The sequence below is a fragment of the Gammaproteobacteria bacterium genome (assembly GCA_015709615.1).
Classification (GTDB): domain Bacteria; phylum Pseudomonadota; class Gammaproteobacteria; order Burkholderiales; family Nitrosomonadaceae; genus Nitrosomonas.
Window position 1 is genome coordinate 51,959 of the sequence record CP054179.1, and the last position, 16,858, is coordinate 68,816.

Below are 16,858 nucleotides of genomic sequence, written 5' to 3' on the forward strand. Positions count from 1 at the left end.
GTCGTATGCGTACTGCCCGAGGTTGATATATGGGATACAACGCTTGTCTGTTCGTCAGTCTTGACTGATATAATCCGAATCTTTCCATCACCGGATAACGATAAAAGCCATGCCGACTCAATCAGAATTTTCAATCCGCAAGTTTCAGTTTGCACTTTTGATTGCGGTGTTATCTGCTTTTATTGCATTTGGTTTGCTGTACCGCACCAGTTCGCAGGGGGATTTGTCCGAGACGTACCCCAAAGGTTTTCGTGGCGGCGCTTGCACGATAGAATCGGAAATGCTCATTATCGGTTACTCCGGTTATTATCTGCCGGAAGATTACCAATCGCCGGATGATCTCCGATCGCCGCATGTACCGGTGCAGTGCGGCAAAATTCCCGAGCCGGCATCGCTCAATATTTCGATTGATCTGCTATATCCCGAGTCGGCACGCGATTTTTCATTGGCGCTGCGCTTGGTAAAGCTTGAAGCCGATGAAAAAGAAAATCAGCGGGAACAGCCGATCATGTCGGTACCCGCGCGGCAACATCCGTCGGGTGTGATTACAGTGGCATTTAAACTGAGCGAGCTGGGACACTATGTTTTGTACCTGGAAGGAAAAAATACCGAGGATGCCGATCTGCAAGTGAAAATTCCGATGCAGGTGGGGTTGGATTGGAAAAATCATCTTCGAAACGCGCTGTCGCCATTGCTGAAAAAAGACTGATGGCTTACTGACGTTTCGATGCGTTGCGTCGGTTTTGATCTTATGCGGATAGATCGAATCGAGTGCCTGCGTTGCATGCGCCTAAAATATCCTATTGGTGTGCCGCTAATGGTTTAAAACATGGGAAGGAGAATTTTATGGATGTCAATGGAATAACAGGAGTGGCAACCGCGATGGCCGAGTTCAGTACAAATCAGGCTGCCGGAATAGCGGTGCTGAAAAAAGCAATGGATCTGAACGCCGCGGGTGCATTGGCCTTGATCGAGGCGCTGCCCGATGCCAGTCAATCCGCAGCCAATTTGCCGCCACATTTGGGGCAGAATATCAATACCGCAGCCTAGCCGGGTAATTTCTTGCGGGCTCTTACAGCGCTGCTTCGTTGGCGCTGTTTTATTATGGGTGGCCGGTTTTTTGTAAAGACTGCACGGCTATCGCTATTCCCAAAATACTTCCAAAATGATATTTTTATTTCGCTACAATCATCTCGTAGTATTTTTCTTTCATTCCGCAACCGGTTTTAATCGTAAGGTTTTTGATGAATTACAGACCCCATTTCAATCTCGCCGCTTTTGATTCGCTCGAATCGCAGCAGAAGCGTTTAGCATTACTCGGCAAAACGGCGCAGATCGGGGAATGGTCGTATGTCTGCGCAACGAATTTTACCGTGTGGTCCGATTATCTCTATGATTTTTATGAAGTGGATAAGCATTTTGAATGTTCGGATCTGCTTCAAAACACGCATTTCTACCAAGACCCCGAGAAAGAGAAAATGCAAGCCCTGATTGCGCAGGTCACGACTACGAAAACGGAACACAGCGACGATTTTATGATTGTTATGAGCGACGGCAGGATCAAATGGCATACGACCACGATACACCCGGTGCTGGATGCGCGTGGAAATCTCACCGGTTTGTATGGCATCTTGCAAAATATTACCGCCAGAAAGCAAAGCGAGCTGGAATTGCAACGCATGGCCTATGTAGCGGAGAAGACAAACGGTATTGTCATGATCACCGATCCCGACAAGAAAATCATCTGGATCAATCACAGTTTTGAAAAAATCCTGGGATACCGGACGGAAGAAGTCATCGGACTTGATCCGGCGGCTTTTCTGCAAGGCCCGGAAACCTCGCTTGAAACGATTCGTGAGATTGCCCGTTCGCTGCGCAGCAGCGGCACATTTTCCGGAGAAATCCTGAATTACACCAAAAGCGATGAGAAAATATGGCTTTATCTCAATATTGCCGCGGTATATGACGACGCCGGGAAATTGATCAATTATGTTGCGGTCGAGAATGACATCACATTGATAAAAATGGCGGAACACCGGTTGCAAAAAGCCATTGAAAAAGAACGTGAGCTGAATCGTTTTAAAACCCAATTCGTTAATTTGGCTTCGCATCAGTTCCGCACGCCGCTCGCCACCATTCGATCCAGTATCGATTTGCTCGATCTCAAAATGGAATCGGCCGATGTAAGTCCTTCCTTTGTTGATCTGTTCCGGCGGCATAAAGCGATCATGACGGAAGAAACCGTACGCATGACGGAGTTGATGGAAAATATTCTCGATATCGGCCGAATCGATGAAGGGAAAATCGAATTATCCAAGAAACAATGCTCATTCAAGCAATTCATGGATAGTTTTGTCGAATCCAATCGGGAGCCGGCCGGTCAACAACGTAAACTGGCGTACCGATTTGACGCACCGGATCGCATCATCGGCATCGACGAGATTTTGATGCGAAATGTTTTGCGCAATATCGTGTCCAATGCCTTCAAGTACTCAGAGGGTAAGCAGGCGCCGGAACTGACAGTCACTTTCCGTGGTGATGCTTACTTCATTGCAGTTAAAGATTACGGTATCGGTATTCCGGAAAAGGATCAGCAATTCTTGTTTCAGTCGTTTTTCCGGGCATCCAATGCCAAGGTGTTTCCCGGCAGCGGATTAGGGTTGATGATTGCCAGGAAACTGATCATGCTGCACGGTGGCGATATCGAGTGTCAAAGTGCGATTGGGGATGGTTGTTTGATTACGATTCAATTATTGATATAACAAGTGTAATGAATCCGCCATTGATTCTTATCATCGAAGACGAGCAAGCGTTACGCGTCAATATTGCCGACATCGTCGCGCATTATGGATTCTCCGTCATCAGCGCGCCAAGCGGCGAAGAAGGTGTGAACATAGCGCTCGAACGTAAGCCGGACATCATCATTTGCGACATTATGCTGCCGGGTATCGATGGCTACGATGTTCTCTCGCATTTGAAACAATCTCTCCAGCTGGTGAACACAGCTTTCATTTTTCTCACGGCGAAATCGACCCGCGCCGATACTCGCCTGGGAATGGATATGGGGGCCGATGATTATTTGACCAAACCGTTTTCCAAGGAAGAGTTACTGAATAGCATCCATGCGCGCATTGAAAAATTAACAAAGATACGCCAAAACCAAGTGCATAAAGATGAATCGATCGAAGCCGCACTTGAAAAAATGACATGTCTCACCAAAGCGGAGCGCAAAGTATTTCATAAAATATCGGAAGGATTAACGACCCCGCAAATAGCCGAGAAGCTATTCCTCAGCCAAAAAACGATTGAAAATCATCGCGTCAATATTTCCCGCAAGCTCAATTTAAGCGGTCCCAATAGTCTGATCAGTTTTGCGCTGCGTTTGCGGGCGCAAAATACGGATGATCATTTTCTCGATAACCTGCCTTATATTTCATCGCATTCATAACGCAAGTTAGCGTTACGCGACAGCCGGTAATATGTGCTTTTAATTGCCCGGTCTTGTTACAGCTTTCTTGCGTAGATGAAATTTATCTTAACCCCTTTAAAATGAGGGGATCCATTCATTGTAAAAACGTGGCATTGCGCTAATCTTAAGTGCGTAGAAAGGGTTTGGTTTTTTAATCACGGCAATTTGTTGATTGTAAAACTATTACCTGTTCGCGCAATAATGATTGATTTTATAAATGGAGGATATGATGGCAACAACTTATGGCACTACGAGTAGTGCATCAAGTGCTGACTATGATATGTCGCTGTGGTATGACTCGAAATACTACAAACTGGGCATGTTGACCATGCTACTGGTTGCGATATTCTGGATCTGGTACCAAAGAACCTTTGCTTATTCACATGGCATGGACTCGATGGAACCGGAATTTGACAAGGTATGGATGGGACTGTGGCGCGTTCACATGACCCTGATGCCGCTGTTTGCGTTGGTAACCTGGGGCTGGATACTGAAGACCCGTGACACCAAGGAACAACTGGACAATCTCGATCCGAAACTGGAAGTGAAACGCTACTTCTACTGGATGATGTGGCTGGGTGTGTATCTGTTTGGTGTTTACTGGGGCGGCAGCTTCTTCACCGAGCAAGACGCATCTTGGCACCAAGTGATCATTCGTGACACCAGTTTCACGCCAAGCCACGTGGTAGTGTTCTACGGCTCATTCCCGATGTACATCGTATGTGGCGTAGCTTCATACCTGTATGCGATGACCCGTTTGCCACTGTACAGCCGCGGCACATCGTTTCCGCTGGTTATGGCGATTGCCGGCCCGCTGATGATTCTGCCGAACGTTGGTTTGAACGAATGGGGTCACGCATTCTGGTTCATGGAAGAACTGTTTAGCGCGCCACTGCACTGGGGCTTTGTAATTCTGGGCTGGGCCGGTTTATTCTCGGGCGGTATTGCAGCACAAATCATCACCCGTTACTCGAACCTGACCGACGTGATCTGGAATGGTCAAAGTAAAGAAATTCTGAACAACCGGATAGTTCCTTGATCCAACCTGAGTACTAGGTAGTTAGTGCAACCTCTCCCGCGGCTCTGCCGAGAGCAGACTGCGGGAGTAAAAACCAAACTGTATTCCACAACCAGTATGGATCAAAAAGTAAAGGAGATTTGTATGATAAGGCAAGTTATAAAGCTATGGGCTTCGGTAGCCATACTATCCGCGGCACTTTATTCCGGTCTAGCCGCTGCTCATGGAAGAGTAAATTTGGAAGCGGATATTTGTATGCGCAATGTGTCCGGCAGCATGGTTCATCTGAGTACTTATCAACCGCAATATGACCCGGAAGCTGAGTACTGTACCGAGATTCCCAAGGAAGGCGAAACGCTGTGGGTTCTGGATCTGGTCGATCAAGCGCTGCGTGACATGCCGATCGTCGTTAAAATCGTAAGAGGCACCGGGCAAGCGTTGAGCGATACCGTAGCAACCCTGCATTCTACCAATCATGCGAGTGGCACCATTAAAGGTGAATTTAATCTGGATCCGGGGCAATACACGTTATTTGTCACGGGCGAAGGTGTACCGCCGTTGCATTATGAGTATCCGTTGCGGATACAAGTGACAAACTATCAGGAACTGTTCATGAAAGCGGTGCCCTACATCATTACATTCTTGTTGCTTGCACTGTTTACCGACCGGTTGTTGAAGCGGCGTCAACAAAATATTGAATGAATGATTGTGCTTTCTTCTGTTGATTATTACTTCACTTCTCTATAAAAACGAGTACAAAAATAGATCGCACCCATTACGCAGCACCGGGGAGTTCGCTTTAGTAGCCGAGTAGCAACCGTAGCACCATGTGGGAGAAAGTCAGTGGCTTGTCAGGAGGTTGATGACAAGCCACTGATGCAAACTAACGTGGAGGCGGTGGTGGCGGATTGCCTGCCGGGGGCGGTGGCGGAATAAAATTGTCCGGTTGGGTGATTGGTCTCTTGTTCGCAGTATTGCCGTTTGACGGATTATTGATAATCCGGCCATCGACCGGAACGCGATGACCCAAAGCGTACATGCATTGAACATAACTATTGTCATAGCGCTGCTGGCTGGAGTAGCCGGAAGCTGTCGCATTATTTGATCCGAACAAGCTGCCGGCCAACAACCCGATTCCAGCTCCGACCGCAGCACCTTGACCCCCTCCCAACGCTGCACCGGCCGCTGCGCCAAGCCCAGTACCAATGACGGCGCTTTCCATGCCGCTTATTCTTGATGCCTGACGGGGCGTTCTGCCGTCGGCTTGTTCGAATGCATATTGCTTGCAGGTAAATTCATCCGCGCGAAACTGATCGAAGTTTTTTCCCGAACCCGGCAAGGCCATTACGCTGGGGCCGGCTGGCAGATGCACGCAAGCGGTCAGCCCACCGGCAACGATGACGATGGTTAGATTTCTTATTAAACGCATGTTTGTTCTCATGATATTAAGGAGTCGGAGGTTGCGGTGCAACCTGTATCCACCCTTCCGGACAGTTCTTGACCGCAGGGTAATAACCTGCTGGGGCGCGGCAGTAGTGCCAGTAATTGGTTTGTGATTGAGCGGTGACGGACTGCTCGCGCTGAATATAAACCGGTGGTGTAACCGGTGCAATCACAGCTGGCGGATAGCGGTAGCGAGGCGGAGCGAAGAATGGCCCGGGGTACGCAGAGTAACCGTATGGATAAAAACTTGAACCGTAAAAACCGGGAGCAAATCCGCCCATAGTGATACCGAAATTGAAGTGACTGTGGCGGTGGCCATGATGTCCGTGTCCATGATGGCTATGTCCGTGCCCACCGCGGGCAAAAGCCACATCCTGTGCTGTCAATGCCAGTAAACCGGCAATCCAGTACAGTCGATTCAATTTTTTCATACCATCACCTCATACATACTTTTCCGTCATAGTAGGCAGTGTGAGCTGAATACATCCTGAATACGGACAGCTTTGCTGGTTGAACAAACTGCTGATAACCTGCTGGGATGCAATGCTAGGCTATGCTGTTTTTGTACAGTAAAATACGCTGCAAAAGCGCTCCTGAGTCCTGAAATTTCAGAGTTATCCGTTGAGCCGGACAGCCGGTTGCAACCAATGGCGCCGGTGTTGTCAAAGTAACCATTACATTCCTATCGTAAAACCATGATTGAAATCATTGCAGCAATCGCCCGGTGGTCGCAATTGACCGCCAATTTGATTCTATTTGGAAGCTGTGTTTTTCTCGCCGTGATCTGGCAGCAAAAAAGTATTTTGGAAACGCCTTGGATGATGCGGCTGGAGAAGATGTTTCCCTGGCTTGCGGGCATCATCATCGCCGGACTCACCGGCATCCTGGCGACCACCACCGGCGGCGCCACCGGCGATGCCGCCAACGCCTGGAATCCAGTTGTTTGGATGGAGATCGTGCAGCAAACGCAAATCGGCCATATCTGGGCGGCGCGAATGTTATTCGCGGTGTTGTTGTTTTGTGTGGTGGCGAAGCTGCAATCTTCCAGCCGCACGCGCAGTCACTATGTACTATGGGCAGTATTGGCGGCTTTGCCGTTGATCGCGGGCACGTTGATGAGCCACTCCAGCGCCGATGAAATGTCGTTCACCGCCATCGCGCCGTACGCGATTCACATCCTGCTGGCGGGAATCTGGTTTGGCGCGTTACCGGCCTTTTTGCTGATTTTGTTGAATCTGCGCAAGGAAATGGGCTTTACCGCGATGCAAACAGCCGTCGATTACCTGAAAAAATTCTCCGCAATCGCGCTGCCGGTCATGGTTTTGCTCATGCTCACCGGTGTGATGGTGACGGACCGCTTGGTGGATGAAAAATACTATGCCTTGGTCGCCAGTGCTTACGGTTGGCTGTTGAATATCAAACTCACCATTCTGGCGGTCATTCTGGTGATCGCCTACCAAGCGCGCAATCGCTGGTTGCCGCTGCTGGAACGAGGTGAAAACAATCAAAGGGCTGAAGGCAGTGAGCATCTAAGGCAATGGGTGCGCATCGAATTCGTGCTGGCGCTGCTGCTGGTGTTGTTTGCCACTATTCTGGCCAATACGCTGCCGGCCAAACACGCCATGGTCGAGAACTGGCCGTATCCGTTCCGTTTTTCGATCGATGCGACCTGGGATCAGCCAGATGTGCAGGACAAAGTGTGGTCGGGCATTGTGCTGTTTGTAATTGCGCTTGGCACGATTTGGCTTGGCATCCGGTTGCACTGGAGCCGCGTGGTGAAGATTCTGGTGCCCGGCGTGCTGGGAATCAGCTCGATGGCGCTGGCGCTGCCGCCGCTGGCCGTCGAAGCGTTTCCGGAGACGTATAAAAAACCGACGGTACCGATCGATGCGATTTCCATCGTCGCCGGTGCGCATCTGTATGCGGAAAATTGTGTCAACTGCCACGGCCCGCAAGGCAAAGGAACCAAACCTTCTCCCGATCCCGACGTGCGCGATCCGACTGACCTGCTCACCCAGGAACATACGGCGAAATACACAGTGGGTAACGTTTTTCACCAGTTATCATCCGGCATCCCGGGCACCGAAATGCCGGGGTATGCGGACAAGCTGTCGGAAGAGGAACGCTGGGATTTGATCAATTTTCTGCACGCGATGTCCCGCGGTTTCGATGCACGCTTGCTCGGCAGCATGATCGTACCGGAAACCCCCGCGATTGCATCGCCCGTTTTCAACTATACCGCGAGCGACGGTTCCAGCGGTAACCTGAAGGATTTCCGCCTGCAAAAAAACGTGCTGATGGTATTGTTCGCCTGGCCGCAAGCGAAAGACCGCTTCTTCCAGCTCGCCGCGTCGTATGACCGGATCCGCGATCTCAACACCGAAATACTGGCGGTGCCGATTCATCCGCTGACCGATGAACAATTGCAGCAGATCACCGAAATCGCGCCGTTCCCGATCGTCACCGAAGGCTGGCAGGAAATCAAAGACACCTACTGGTGGTATCGGCGCGTCCGGGTCGTGCCAGATCTATCGGGCAAAGGCATGTTCCCGCAACACATGGAATTTCTCACCGACCGCTTCGGCTACCTGCGCGCCCGCTGGGTAGCGCAATTCGAAGGATTCGGCTGGCAAAACGTCGGTGCGTTGACACTGCAAATAACACAACTAAACCAGGAAGGTGAAATCATGCCGCCGCCAGGGGAGCATGCGCATTGAACGTTAATTTTTATCTGTAAAGCTAAGATCAATGGATGTTACTCAAGTCATCGAATGGTTGTATGAACATAAAGACGCCATCGCTTCCATCGGTCTTATAGTCAGTGGAATATGGGCTGTTTGGGTTTGGAAGAAAAAAGGCGGCAATTCATCGACAGGAATCCAGAATCAGAACCCGCCAAATTCGGGAAAGCAAATTAACGCACCCGTTACGGTAAATGGTCATGCGACGGTTAATCAGCAATTTGGCGAAACTCATCATCATGGATTAAGCTTTGACGATGCGATGAAACTGGCCGAGAAGCTGGCTGCCGAGAAGGGCGAAGAAGATGCCCAGTTCATCAAATCGTTACAGGAAACGATCCAAGCACTGACCTTGGTTAACACCAAAAAATACGATATTAAACAAGCATTCGAGCTGTTAGATCAAGGCGATACCACTCAGGCGGAAACCATCTTTGCCGGTGTGGCTGCGGAAGCGAGACAAGCAGGCAAAGAGGCAAGCATCAGTGAAGCCGAGGCATTGCGTCATTTAGGCTCGCTGGCTTTCTTGCACGACACGCAGAAAGCCTTTGCTGCCTACAAACGCAGCACTGAGCTCGATCCGGAGAATCTGGAAGGTTGGAATATGCTCGGTCTTCTCTATCAAAGAATCGGTGAGCTTGAGGATGCTGAGAATGCCTATAAGAGAGTTCAAAAACTATCCTTGCTGAAACTAAACCGCGAAGGTGAGGCTGTTGCCTACGGCAACCTGGGAACCATCTACCGGATCCGCGGAAAACTTGACCGCGCCATCGAATACTATGAACAAGCATTGGTAATCCACAAGGAGCTGGAACATAAGGAAGGCATGGCGAACGACTACGGCGGTTTAGGTGTTGTCTACCGGATCCGTGGTGAACTCGACCGCGCCGTCGAGTATCATGAGAAAGCGCTGGCGATTGATGAGAAGCTGGGGCGTAAGGAAGGCATATCTAGCTCCTATACCAACCTAGGAATCATCTATCAAATCCGCGGCGATTTCGACCGAGCCACCAAGTATCATGAGAAAGCGTTGGCGATCGATGAGGAATTGGGGCACAAAGAAGGCATGGCCAATAATTACGGCAACCTGGGACTCATCTATCGGACTTGTGGAAAACTCAAGCACGCCATCGAGTACCATGAAAAAGCGCTGACGATCTTCAAAGAGCTGAGTGACAAAGAAGGCATGGCCAATAACTACGGAGGCTTGGGTAATGTTTACCAGCTCTATGGAGAGCTCAATCACGCTATCGAATTTTATGAAAAAGCGCTTGCGATCAACAAGGAGTTGGGAAATAAGCAAGGTATAGCTACTAACTACGGTAGCTTGGGGATCGTCTTCCAGGCTCTAGGTAATTTCGATCGTTCTATCGAATACCATGAGCAAGCGCTCACGTTCAACGAGGAACTGGGGCATAAGGAAGGCGTGGCCAGCAACTACGGCAACCTGGGGATAATCTACCAAACCCAAAGAGATCTGGATCGCGCCGCCGTATACTTTGGGCTAGCGTTGGCGATCTTCAAAGAGATGGGAAACAAAGAAGGTATGGCCAATACTTACGGCAATTTGGGAAGTGTCTACCAGACCATAGGCGAGTTGGGTCGTGCCATCGAGTTTTATGAAAAAGCGCAGGTGATCGACAAAGAGCTGGGAAATATGCAAGGTATGGCCATAACTAGCTGCAACCTGGGGCTCATTTACCAAACCCAAGGCGAATTAGATCGTGCCGTCGACTATTGGAAGCAATCTCTGGTGCTATTTCAGCAACTGGATATTAAAGACAAAATAGCGCTGATACAGTCCTGGATCGATAAGGCTGGGCAAAAAGATTCCAGTTAATAAGATCCCGGGTTGATGTTTTTAATTCGATCTCCAGACCGGTGTTTTTCAGTCGGTAATATCCATGCTAAGAGCAGTCATGGTTGATGATGTAGGATAACTTTCAATCAGCAAAATTTACCGCAACCGCTTGAATAAACCCTTGTCTGTCAGGTATAGTTCGCACTTTGCCAAATCAATCCAAGCAGAAGAGTGCGCTAGTCATTAGCGCCGCCGAAGGCGTAACCTCCCCGGAATCGCTCAGGCAGGGTCAAACCCCGTTTGTTCCTTGAGAACTGCTTGCGACAGGCGATCTGGAGAGTGCCGGAACTGGTTCCGGCCACCGAAGGGGCATGCGGATTCAATTCTGTCAATCTCTCAGGTAAAAAGGACAGAGGGGCACGAAGTCATTTACGTTTGAATGGCTCAATTTTTTTGGGAGAAAAACCGTGCTGAAAATGACACCCCTGAATCAAGCCCACCGCGACATGAACGCCAAAATGGTCGATTTCGGCGGCTGGGATATGCCGTTGCATTACGGCTCGCAATTGGATGAACACCATAAAGTCCGCCAGGATGCCGGCATGTTCGACGTGTCGCACATGCTGCCGGTGGATGTCAAAGGCACCGATGTGCGCGGTTTTCTGCGCCGGCTGGTCGCCAATAATGTCGATAAGTTGACCGTTTCCGGCAAAGCGCTGTATTCCTGTATGCTGACCCCGCAGGGCGGCATCATCGACGATCTGATTATTTATTTCCTGTCGGAAGATTGGTTCCGTATCGTCGTCAACGCCGGTACCGCGGATAAAGATCTGGCCTGGATGCTGAAACAACGCGATGCGCTCGCGCCAAGTCTGGAGATTACGCCGCGCCGCGATCTGGCGATGGTTGCCGTGCAAGGCCCGAATGCGCGTACCAAAGTGTGGCAGGTGATCCCAAATTCGCAAGCGGCGACTGAAGAATTGAAACCGTTCCAATCCGCTATCGTCGGCGATTATTTCATCGCCCGCACGGGTTATACCGGCGAGGATGGCTTTGAAATCATGCTGCCCGCCGCGAATGCGACAGCATTCTGGAATGCGTTGTGTGACGTCAGGGTTGCACCGGCCGGGCTGGGCGCGCGCGATACGCTGCGTCTGGAAGCCGGAATGAATTTGTACGGTCAGGACATGGATGAAACGCAAAATCCGTTGGAATCCGGCTTGGCTTGGACGGTCGATTTGAAATCCGAGCGCGATTTCATCGGCAAGCAAGCGTTATTGGATACGAAGGTCGCGCAGCAACTGGTTGGATTGGTACTGATCGATCGCGGCGTATTACGCAGTCATCAGGAAGTGATCGGTGAAAAAGATGGCGTTGAGTATAAAGGCGAGATCACCAGTGGTGGTTTTTCGCCGACGATGAATCAGTCGATCGCATTGGCGCGTATTCCGGTACAGATCGCTGTGGGCGATGAAGTCAGCGTCGTTGTGCGCGATAAGAAGCTGCGCGCTAAAGTGGTAAAATACCCGTTCGTGCGTAACGGTAAAGTTTTGGTATAAACAACAAAGTATAATTTTTTCTGGAGTGAATCTATGAGCATCCCAACAAATCTGAAATATAGTAAATCCCATGAGTGGGTGAAATCTGAAGCCGACGGCACGGTCACTGTTGGGATTACCCATCACGCGCAGGAATTGCTCGGCGACATGGTATTCCTCGAGTTACCGGACGTTGGCCGCAAATTGAAACAAAAAGAAGAATGTGCTGTTGCCGAATCCGTCAAAGCGGCCGCCGATGTGTATTCGCCCATCTCGGGTGAAGTGATCGAGGTTAATTCACCGTTGGTCGACGAGCCTGGAAAAATCAACGAAGACGCTTATTCCGCCTGGTTATTCAAAATGAAACCCAGCAATCCTGCGGAAATCGATGCGATGCTCGATGCGGCGGCTTACACCGAATTGGTAGAAAACGAAGATCACTAAGATTTGTTTTATACCTTCGTTTTTTAATTTCACATTATTTTAAGTTGCAAAAATAAATCATGCCGTTTATTCCACATACCGAAGAAGATATCGCCGAGATGCTTGCCAGCATTGGCGCTAAATCCATTGAAGACTTGTTTGACGAAATTCCCAAGGAACTAGTCAGCGGAAAATTAACCGGTGTTCCAGCCGGTCTCAGCGAATTGGAAATCACCCGCCTGATGATGGAGCGTGCGAACAAGGATGGTTTCTACCAGAATTACATCGGCGCTGGCGCATACGAGCATCACATTCCGGCGGCGGTGTGGCAGATCACCACGCGCGGCGAATTTTATTCTTCGTATACGCCATATCAAGCGGAGGCCAGCCAAGGCACACTGCAATTGCTGTACGAATATCAATCGATGATGGCGTCGCTGACCGGCATGGATGTTTCCAACGCCAGTATGTACGACGGCGCCACCGCATTGGCTGAGGCAGCCTTGATGGCGGTGCGTTCACATAAAACTTCGCGCAAAATTTTGATTCCGAGAACCGTTCATCCCATCTACCGCCAAGTGGTGCGTGCGATTGTCAGCAACCAGAAGATCGAAGTGGTCGAATTGCCGTTCGATACCAAAACCGGCCAGATCGATCCGGCATCATTGACGAAAACGGATTTTGGCGATTTTGCCGCGCTGGTGATTCCGCAGCCGAATTTCTTCGGCGTGCTGGAACAAGTCGATGCGCTGACCGATTGGGCACAGAGCAAAAATGCGTTTGCCATCGGCGTGGTTAATCCTACCGCATTGGCATTGCTGAAACCGCCGGGAGAGTGGGGCAGCAAAGGTGCCGATATTGCGGTTGGCGAGGGCCAACCCTTAGGTATTCCGCTCTCCAGCGGCGGTCCGTACTTTGGTTTCATGGCGTGCAAAAGCGAGCTGGTGCGTCAAATGCCGGGCCGTATCATCGGCCGCACCACCGATCTGGACGGCAAAGAAGGTTTTGTGCTGACGCTGCAAGCGCGCGAACAGCATATCCGCCGCTCCAAAGCGACTTCCAATATTTGTACCAACCAAGGATTGATGGTGACGGCGGCGACAATTTACATGTCGCTGATCGGACCTGAAGGATTACGCCGCATTGCCGCGCAGTCGCACGCCAGCACATTGGAATTGGTCGAGCAACTGGAAAAAATCAGCGGCGTGAAAAGAACGTTCAGCACTGCTGCATTCCACGAAACCGCGTTGACGTTACCTAAACCTACTACGGACGTGCTGGCCAAGCTAAAACAAAAAGGCATTTTGGGCGGATTCGATTTGGGCGCGCACTATCCTGAACTGGGTAATGCGTTGCTGGTTTGCGTGACCGAGACCAAAACAGCCGCCGATCTGCAGAATTATTCTGCTGCTTTGAAACAAGTACTCGCTTAAACAAATTTTTAAATTCATCGGAAAGGAAAATTCATGGTTACTTTAAAAGGAAAGCCAATCAAATTGGAAGGCACGTTTCCTAAAGTCGGACAAAAAGCACCGGCTTTTTCATTGGTCAATCGCGATCTGGAAGACGTTACGCTGGCCAATTTTGCTGGCAAAAAGAAAGTGTTGAACATCGTGCCCAGTCTGGATACGCCGGTGTGTGCGATTTCCACGCGCAAATTCAATCAGCAAGCCAGCAATATGGACAACACCGTGGTGCTGATCATCGCCGCCGATTTACCGTTTGCGATGACCCGTTTCTGCGACTCCGAAGGACTGGATAAAGTCGTTACGTTGTCCACGATGCGCGGTGCGAATTTTATGAAAGATTACGGCGTTTATATCGCTGATAGCGCTTTTGGCGGTATCACGGCGCGTGCCGTGATCGTTCTGGATGAATCGGATACCATCATTCATGCCGAATTGGTTCCGGAAATCGCCAACGAACCTAACTACGATGCAGCAATGGCTGCTTTGAAGAAATAAATTGAGATTGACTGAAACATTATGCTGATATTCGAACACTCACGCAAAGGGCGGCGCAACTATTCGCAGTCGCCAGCAACACCGGCCAGTAAGTCCGCAATTCCGCAAAATCTGCTGCGTAAATCGAAAGTGTTGCTGCCGGAAGTTTCCGAGATGGATACGGTGCGCCATTTCACCCGCTTGTCGCAAAAGAATTTCTCGATTGATACCGAGTTTTATCCCTTGGGTTCATGCACGATGAAATACAATCCGCGCGCGTGTAATTCACTGGCGATGCTGCCGCAATTTTTGTCGCGCCACCCAGCGGCGCCGGAAGATACCGGACAAGGTTTCCTCGCGTGCATGTACGAATTGCAGGAGATTCTGAAATCGGTCACCGGCATGGCGGGTGTGAGCCTGACGCCGATGGCCGGGGCGCAAGGCGAATTGATCGGTGTCATGATGATCCGTGCGTATCACGAAGCGCGCGGCGATTTCGCCCGCACTGAAATTATCGTTCCGGATGCGGCGCATGGCACCAATCCGGCGACCGCGGTGATGTGCGGCTTCAAAGTGGTAGAGATCGCCACCGACAAGGACGGTAATGTGGATCTGGATGCGCTCAAGGCGGCCGTTGGTCCGCAAACAGCAGGACTGATGCTGACCAATCCGTCAACGCTGGGTGTGTTCGAGAAAAATGTCGCAGAAATGAGCCGCGTGGTGCATGAAGCCGGTGGACTGCTGTATTACGACGGTGCCAATTTGAATGCGGTACTGGGTAAAGTAAAACCGGGTGATATGGGGTTTGACGTGATTCATATCAATCTGCATAAAACCTTCTCAACACCGCATGGCGGCGGCGGTCCCGGTTCTGCACCGGTAGGTGTGGCTGAACGGTTGTTACCTTTCATGCCGATCCCGATTGTAGCCAAGGAAGGTGACAGCTACCGCTGGCTGACTGAAAAGGACAAGCCGCAATCGATCGGCCGTTTATCTGCGCATATGGGTAACGCCAGTGTGTTGCTGCGGGCTTATATTTATGTGCGTTTGCTCGGCATGCAAGGCATGCATCGCATTTCCGAATTTGCCACGTTGAATGCGAATTACCTGATGGCTGAGTTGCGTAAAGCGGGTTTTGAAATTGCATATCCGAATCGCCGCGCCAGTCACGAGTTCATCGTCACGATGAAGGATATCAAGGATAAAACCGGCGTAACAGCAATGAATCTGGCTAAGCGTTTGCTCGATAAAGGCTACCACGCGCCGACGACGTATTTCCCGTTGCTGGTGCCGGAATGTTTGCTGATTGAGCCGGCGGAGACGGAGTCGAAGGAAACGCTGGACGCATTTGTCGTATCGATGAAAGAAATTCTGCAAGAGATCGAGTCGCAACCGGATATGGTCAAAGGTGCGCCGCATACCATGTCGGTACGCAAGCTGGACGATGTCAAGGCTGCACGTGAATTGGATCTGGCGTGGAAACCGAGCGCTTGAGACTGCTGACAATTGTTTTTCATCATTAACACCGGTAGCTGAATTATGCGTACTTTGATTTGCGGTTCCATCGCTTACGACAATATTATGGTCTTCCCGGATCATTTTCAGAATCACATTCTGCCGGAGAAAATTCACGTATTGAATGTCGCATTTCTGGTGCCGGAAATGCGCCGTGAATTCGGCGGGTGCGCCGGTAATATCGCCTACAATCTCAAGATGCTGGGCGGCGAACCGGTGATGATGGCCACTGTCGGCGATGACTATGCACCTTATGACGCGCGGTTTAAACAATTGGATCTGACTCAGGAACATGTGCGGCATGTGCCGGATACTTTTACCGCGCAAGCTTTCATCACAACCGACTTGGCCGATAACCAGATCACCGCGTTTCATCCGGGTGCGATGAATTTTTCCCACCTAAATTCAGTGAAAGAGACACGTGATGTCCGTTTGGGTATTATCGCCCCGGATGGACGCGATGGCATGATGCAGCATGCGCGCGAATTTCATGAAGCCGGAATCCCGTTTGTATTCGATCCGGGGCAAGGATTGCCGATGTATAACGGTGAGGAATTGCTTGATTTCATCAACAAAGCCGATTACATCGCGGTCAACGACTACGAAGGGGAAATGCTGCAAGACCGTACCGGACGTAACCTGGAATCGTTGGCGAACAATGCCAAAGCGCTGATTATCACTTTGGGAGCGCAAGGCTCCCTGATCTATGCCGGTGAAAAAAAATACGAGATTCCCTGCGTTAAGCCGAAAGCGATTATCGATCCGACCGGCTGTGGCGATGCTTATCGCGCAGGTTTGTTGTACGGCATCGTCAATAATTTCGATTGGCAAACGACGGGGCAGCTCGGTTCACTGATGGGTTCCCTGAAAATCGCCCAGCGCGGTGGACAGAATCATCAATTTTCCCGTGAAGAGATTGGCCAGTATTACTTTGAAAGCTTTGGCACTCGCATTTTCTAAAGCTTGG

At 50.3% G+C, this 16,858-nt stretch carries 16 protein-coding genes and 1 riboswitch; of the genes, 14 read left to right on the forward strand and 2 right to left on the reverse strand.

Features of this window, described 5'->3' with window-relative positions; genetic code table 11:
- The first annotated feature begins 109 nt into the window (after positions 1–109).
- The 6 genes from HRU77_00245 to HRU77_00270 all read left to right on the forward strand — a co-directional run bounded on the left by HRU77_00245 (position 110) and on the right by HRU77_00270 (position 5,189).
- Positions 110–709, forward strand: a complete 600-nt coding sequence (locus HRU77_00245) for a hypothetical protein (GenBank protein ID QOJ19261.1) — start codon at positions 110–112, stop codon at positions 707–709.
- A gap of 137 nt (positions 710–846) precedes the next feature.
- Positions 847–1,050 carry a YjfB family protein gene (locus tag HRU77_00250; protein ID QOJ19262.1) on the forward strand — a complete coding sequence of 68 codons (204 nt, stop codon included), beginning with the start codon at positions 847–849 and terminating at the stop codon, positions 1,048–1,050.
- Between the two features lie 194 nt (positions 1,051–1,244).
- A complete protein-coding gene (locus tag HRU77_00255; protein QOJ19263.1) occupies positions 1,245–2,762 on the forward strand; it encodes a PAS domain S-box protein in 1,518 nt (505 codons plus the stop codon).
- Positions 2,763–2,770: 8 nt separating this feature from the next.
- Positions 2,771–3,448, forward strand: a complete 678-nt coding sequence (locus HRU77_00260; protein QOJ19264.1) for a response regulator transcription factor — start codon at positions 2,771–2,773, stop codon at positions 3,446–3,448.
- A 250-nt stretch (positions 3,449–3,698) separates the two neighbouring features.
- Positions 3,699–4,508 carry a methane monooxygenase/ammonia monooxygenase subunit C gene (locus HRU77_00265; GenBank protein ID QOJ22006.1) on the forward strand — a complete coding sequence of 270 codons (810 nt, stop codon included), beginning with the start codon at positions 3,699–3,701 and terminating at the stop codon, positions 4,506–4,508.
- A 123-nt stretch (positions 4,509–4,631) separates the two neighbouring features.
- A complete protein-coding gene (locus HRU77_00270; protein QOJ19265.1) occupies positions 4,632–5,189 on the forward strand; it encodes a hypothetical protein in 558 nt (185 codons plus the stop codon).
- Between the two features lie 181 nt (positions 5,190–5,370).
- On the opposite strand, the gene HRU77_00275 is transcribed toward HRU77_00270, so the two are convergent.
- Positions 5,371–5,916, reverse strand: a complete 546-nt coding sequence (locus tag HRU77_00275; protein QOJ19266.1) for a hypothetical protein — start codon at positions 5,914–5,916, stop codon at positions 5,371–5,373.
- Between the two features lie 16 nt (positions 5,917–5,932).
- A complete protein-coding gene (locus tag HRU77_00280) occupies positions 5,933–6,361 on the reverse strand; it encodes a hypothetical protein (GenBank protein ID QOJ19267.1) in 429 nt (142 codons plus the stop codon).
- Between the two features lie 264 nt (positions 6,362–6,625).
- On the opposite strand from HRU77_00280, the gene HRU77_00285 reads away from it, so the two are divergent.
- The 8 genes from HRU77_00285 to HRU77_00320 all read left to right on the forward strand — a co-directional run bounded on the left by HRU77_00285 (position 6,626) and on the right by HRU77_00320 (position 16,851).
- Positions 6,626–8,647 (forward strand): CopD family protein, encoded by a 2,022-nt coding sequence (locus HRU77_00285; GenBank protein ID QOJ19268.1) that lies wholly within the window; start codon positions 6,626–6,628, stop codon positions 8,645–8,647.
- Between the two features lie 31 nt (positions 8,648–8,678).
- Positions 8,679–10,511: a tetratricopeptide repeat protein gene (locus HRU77_00290; GenBank protein QOJ19269.1), complete on the forward strand. Its 1,833-nt coding sequence runs from the start codon at positions 8,679–8,681 to the stop codon at positions 10,509–10,511.
- A gap of 283 nt (positions 10,512–10,794) precedes the next feature.
- Positions 10,795–10,895, forward strand: a riboswitch (glycine riboswitch).
- Positions 10,896–10,948: 53 nt separating this feature from the next.
- A complete protein-coding gene (gcvT, locus tag HRU77_00295) occupies positions 10,949–12,031 on the forward strand; it encodes a glycine cleavage system aminomethyltransferase GcvT (protein QOJ22007.1) in 1,083 nt (360 codons plus the stop codon).
- 33 nt (positions 12,032–12,064) lie between these two features.
- Entirely contained in the window at positions 12,065–12,454 is a 390-nt protein-coding gene (gene gcvH / locus HRU77_00300; GenBank protein ID QOJ19270.1) for a glycine cleavage system protein GcvH, read from the forward strand.
- Positions 12,455–12,513: 59 nt separating this feature from the next.
- On the forward strand, positions 12,514–13,866 hold the full coding sequence (gene gcvPA, locus HRU77_00305; GenBank protein QOJ19271.1) for an aminomethyl-transferring glycine dehydrogenase subunit GcvPA: 1,353 nt from the start codon (positions 12,514–12,516) through the stop codon (positions 13,864–13,866).
- 33 nt (positions 13,867–13,899) lie between these two features.
- Complete coding sequence (gene tpx, locus HRU77_00310) at positions 13,900–14,397, forward strand: thiol peroxidase (GenBank protein ID QOJ19272.1); 498 nt, start codon at positions 13,900–13,902, stop codon at positions 14,395–14,397.
- A gap of 21 nt (positions 14,398–14,418) precedes the next feature.
- A complete protein-coding gene (gene gcvPB / locus HRU77_00315; GenBank protein ID QOJ19273.1) occupies positions 14,419–15,870 on the forward strand; it encodes an aminomethyl-transferring glycine dehydrogenase subunit GcvPB in 1,452 nt (483 codons plus the stop codon).
- A 45-nt stretch (positions 15,871–15,915) separates the two neighbouring features.
- Positions 15,916–16,851 (forward strand): carbohydrate kinase family protein, encoded by a 936-nt coding sequence (locus HRU77_00320; GenBank protein ID QOJ19274.1) that lies wholly within the window; start codon positions 15,916–15,918, stop codon positions 16,849–16,851.
- Positions 16,852–16,858 lie beyond the last annotated feature (7 nt).

What these genes read in the sequence shown, in the direction of transcription:
- HRU77_00245 (QOJ19261.1), top strand. Translation starts at nt 110, where the DNA reads ATGCCGACTCAATCAGAATTTTCAATCCGCAAGTTTCAGTTTGCACTT.
- HRU77_00250 (QOJ19262.1), top strand. Translation starts at nt 847, where the DNA reads ATGGATGTCAATGGAATAACAGGAGTGGCAACCGCGATGGCCGAGTTC.
- HRU77_00255 (QOJ19263.1), top strand. Translation starts at nt 1,245, where the DNA reads ATGAATTACAGACCCCATTTCAATCTCGCCGCTTTTGATTCGCTCGAA.
- HRU77_00260 (QOJ19264.1), top strand. Translation starts at nt 2,771, where the DNA reads ATGAATCCGCCATTGATTCTTATCATCGAAGACGAGCAAGCGTTACGC.
- HRU77_00265 (QOJ22006.1), top strand. Translation starts at nt 3,699, where the DNA reads ATGGCAACAACTTATGGCACTACGAGTAGTGCATCAAGTGCTGACTAT.
- HRU77_00270 (QOJ19265.1), top strand. Translation starts at nt 4,632, where the DNA reads ATGATAAGGCAAGTTATAAAGCTATGGGCTTCGGTAGCCATACTATCC.
- HRU77_00275 (QOJ19266.1), bottom strand. Translation starts at nt 5,916, where the DNA reads ATGCGTTTAATAAGAAATCTAACCATCGTCATCGTTGCCGGTGGGCTG.
- HRU77_00280 (QOJ19267.1), bottom strand. Translation starts at nt 6,361, where the DNA reads ATGAAAAAATTGAATCGACTGTACTGGATTGCCGGTTTACTGGCATTG.
- HRU77_00285 (QOJ19268.1), top strand. Translation starts at nt 6,626, where the DNA reads ATGATTGAAATCATTGCAGCAATCGCCCGGTGGTCGCAATTGACCGCC.
- HRU77_00290 (QOJ19269.1), top strand. Translation starts at nt 8,679, where the DNA reads ATGGATGTTACTCAAGTCATCGAATGGTTGTATGAACATAAAGACGCC.
- gcvT (QOJ22007.1), top strand. Translation starts at nt 10,949, where the DNA reads ATGACACCCCTGAATCAAGCCCACCGCGACATGAACGCCAAAATGGTC.
- gcvH (QOJ19270.1), top strand. Translation starts at nt 12,065, where the DNA reads ATGAGCATCCCAACAAATCTGAAATATAGTAAATCCCATGAGTGGGTG.
- gcvPA (QOJ19271.1), top strand. Translation starts at nt 12,514, where the DNA reads ATGCCGTTTATTCCACATACCGAAGAAGATATCGCCGAGATGCTTGCC.
- tpx (QOJ19272.1), top strand. Translation starts at nt 13,900, where the DNA reads ATGGTTACTTTAAAAGGAAAGCCAATCAAATTGGAAGGCACGTTTCCT.
- gcvPB (QOJ19273.1), top strand. Translation starts at nt 14,419, where the DNA reads ATGCTGATATTCGAACACTCACGCAAAGGGCGGCGCAACTATTCGCAG.
- HRU77_00320 (QOJ19274.1), top strand. Translation starts at nt 15,916, where the DNA reads ATGCGTACTTTGATTTGCGGTTCCATCGCTTACGACAATATTATGGTC.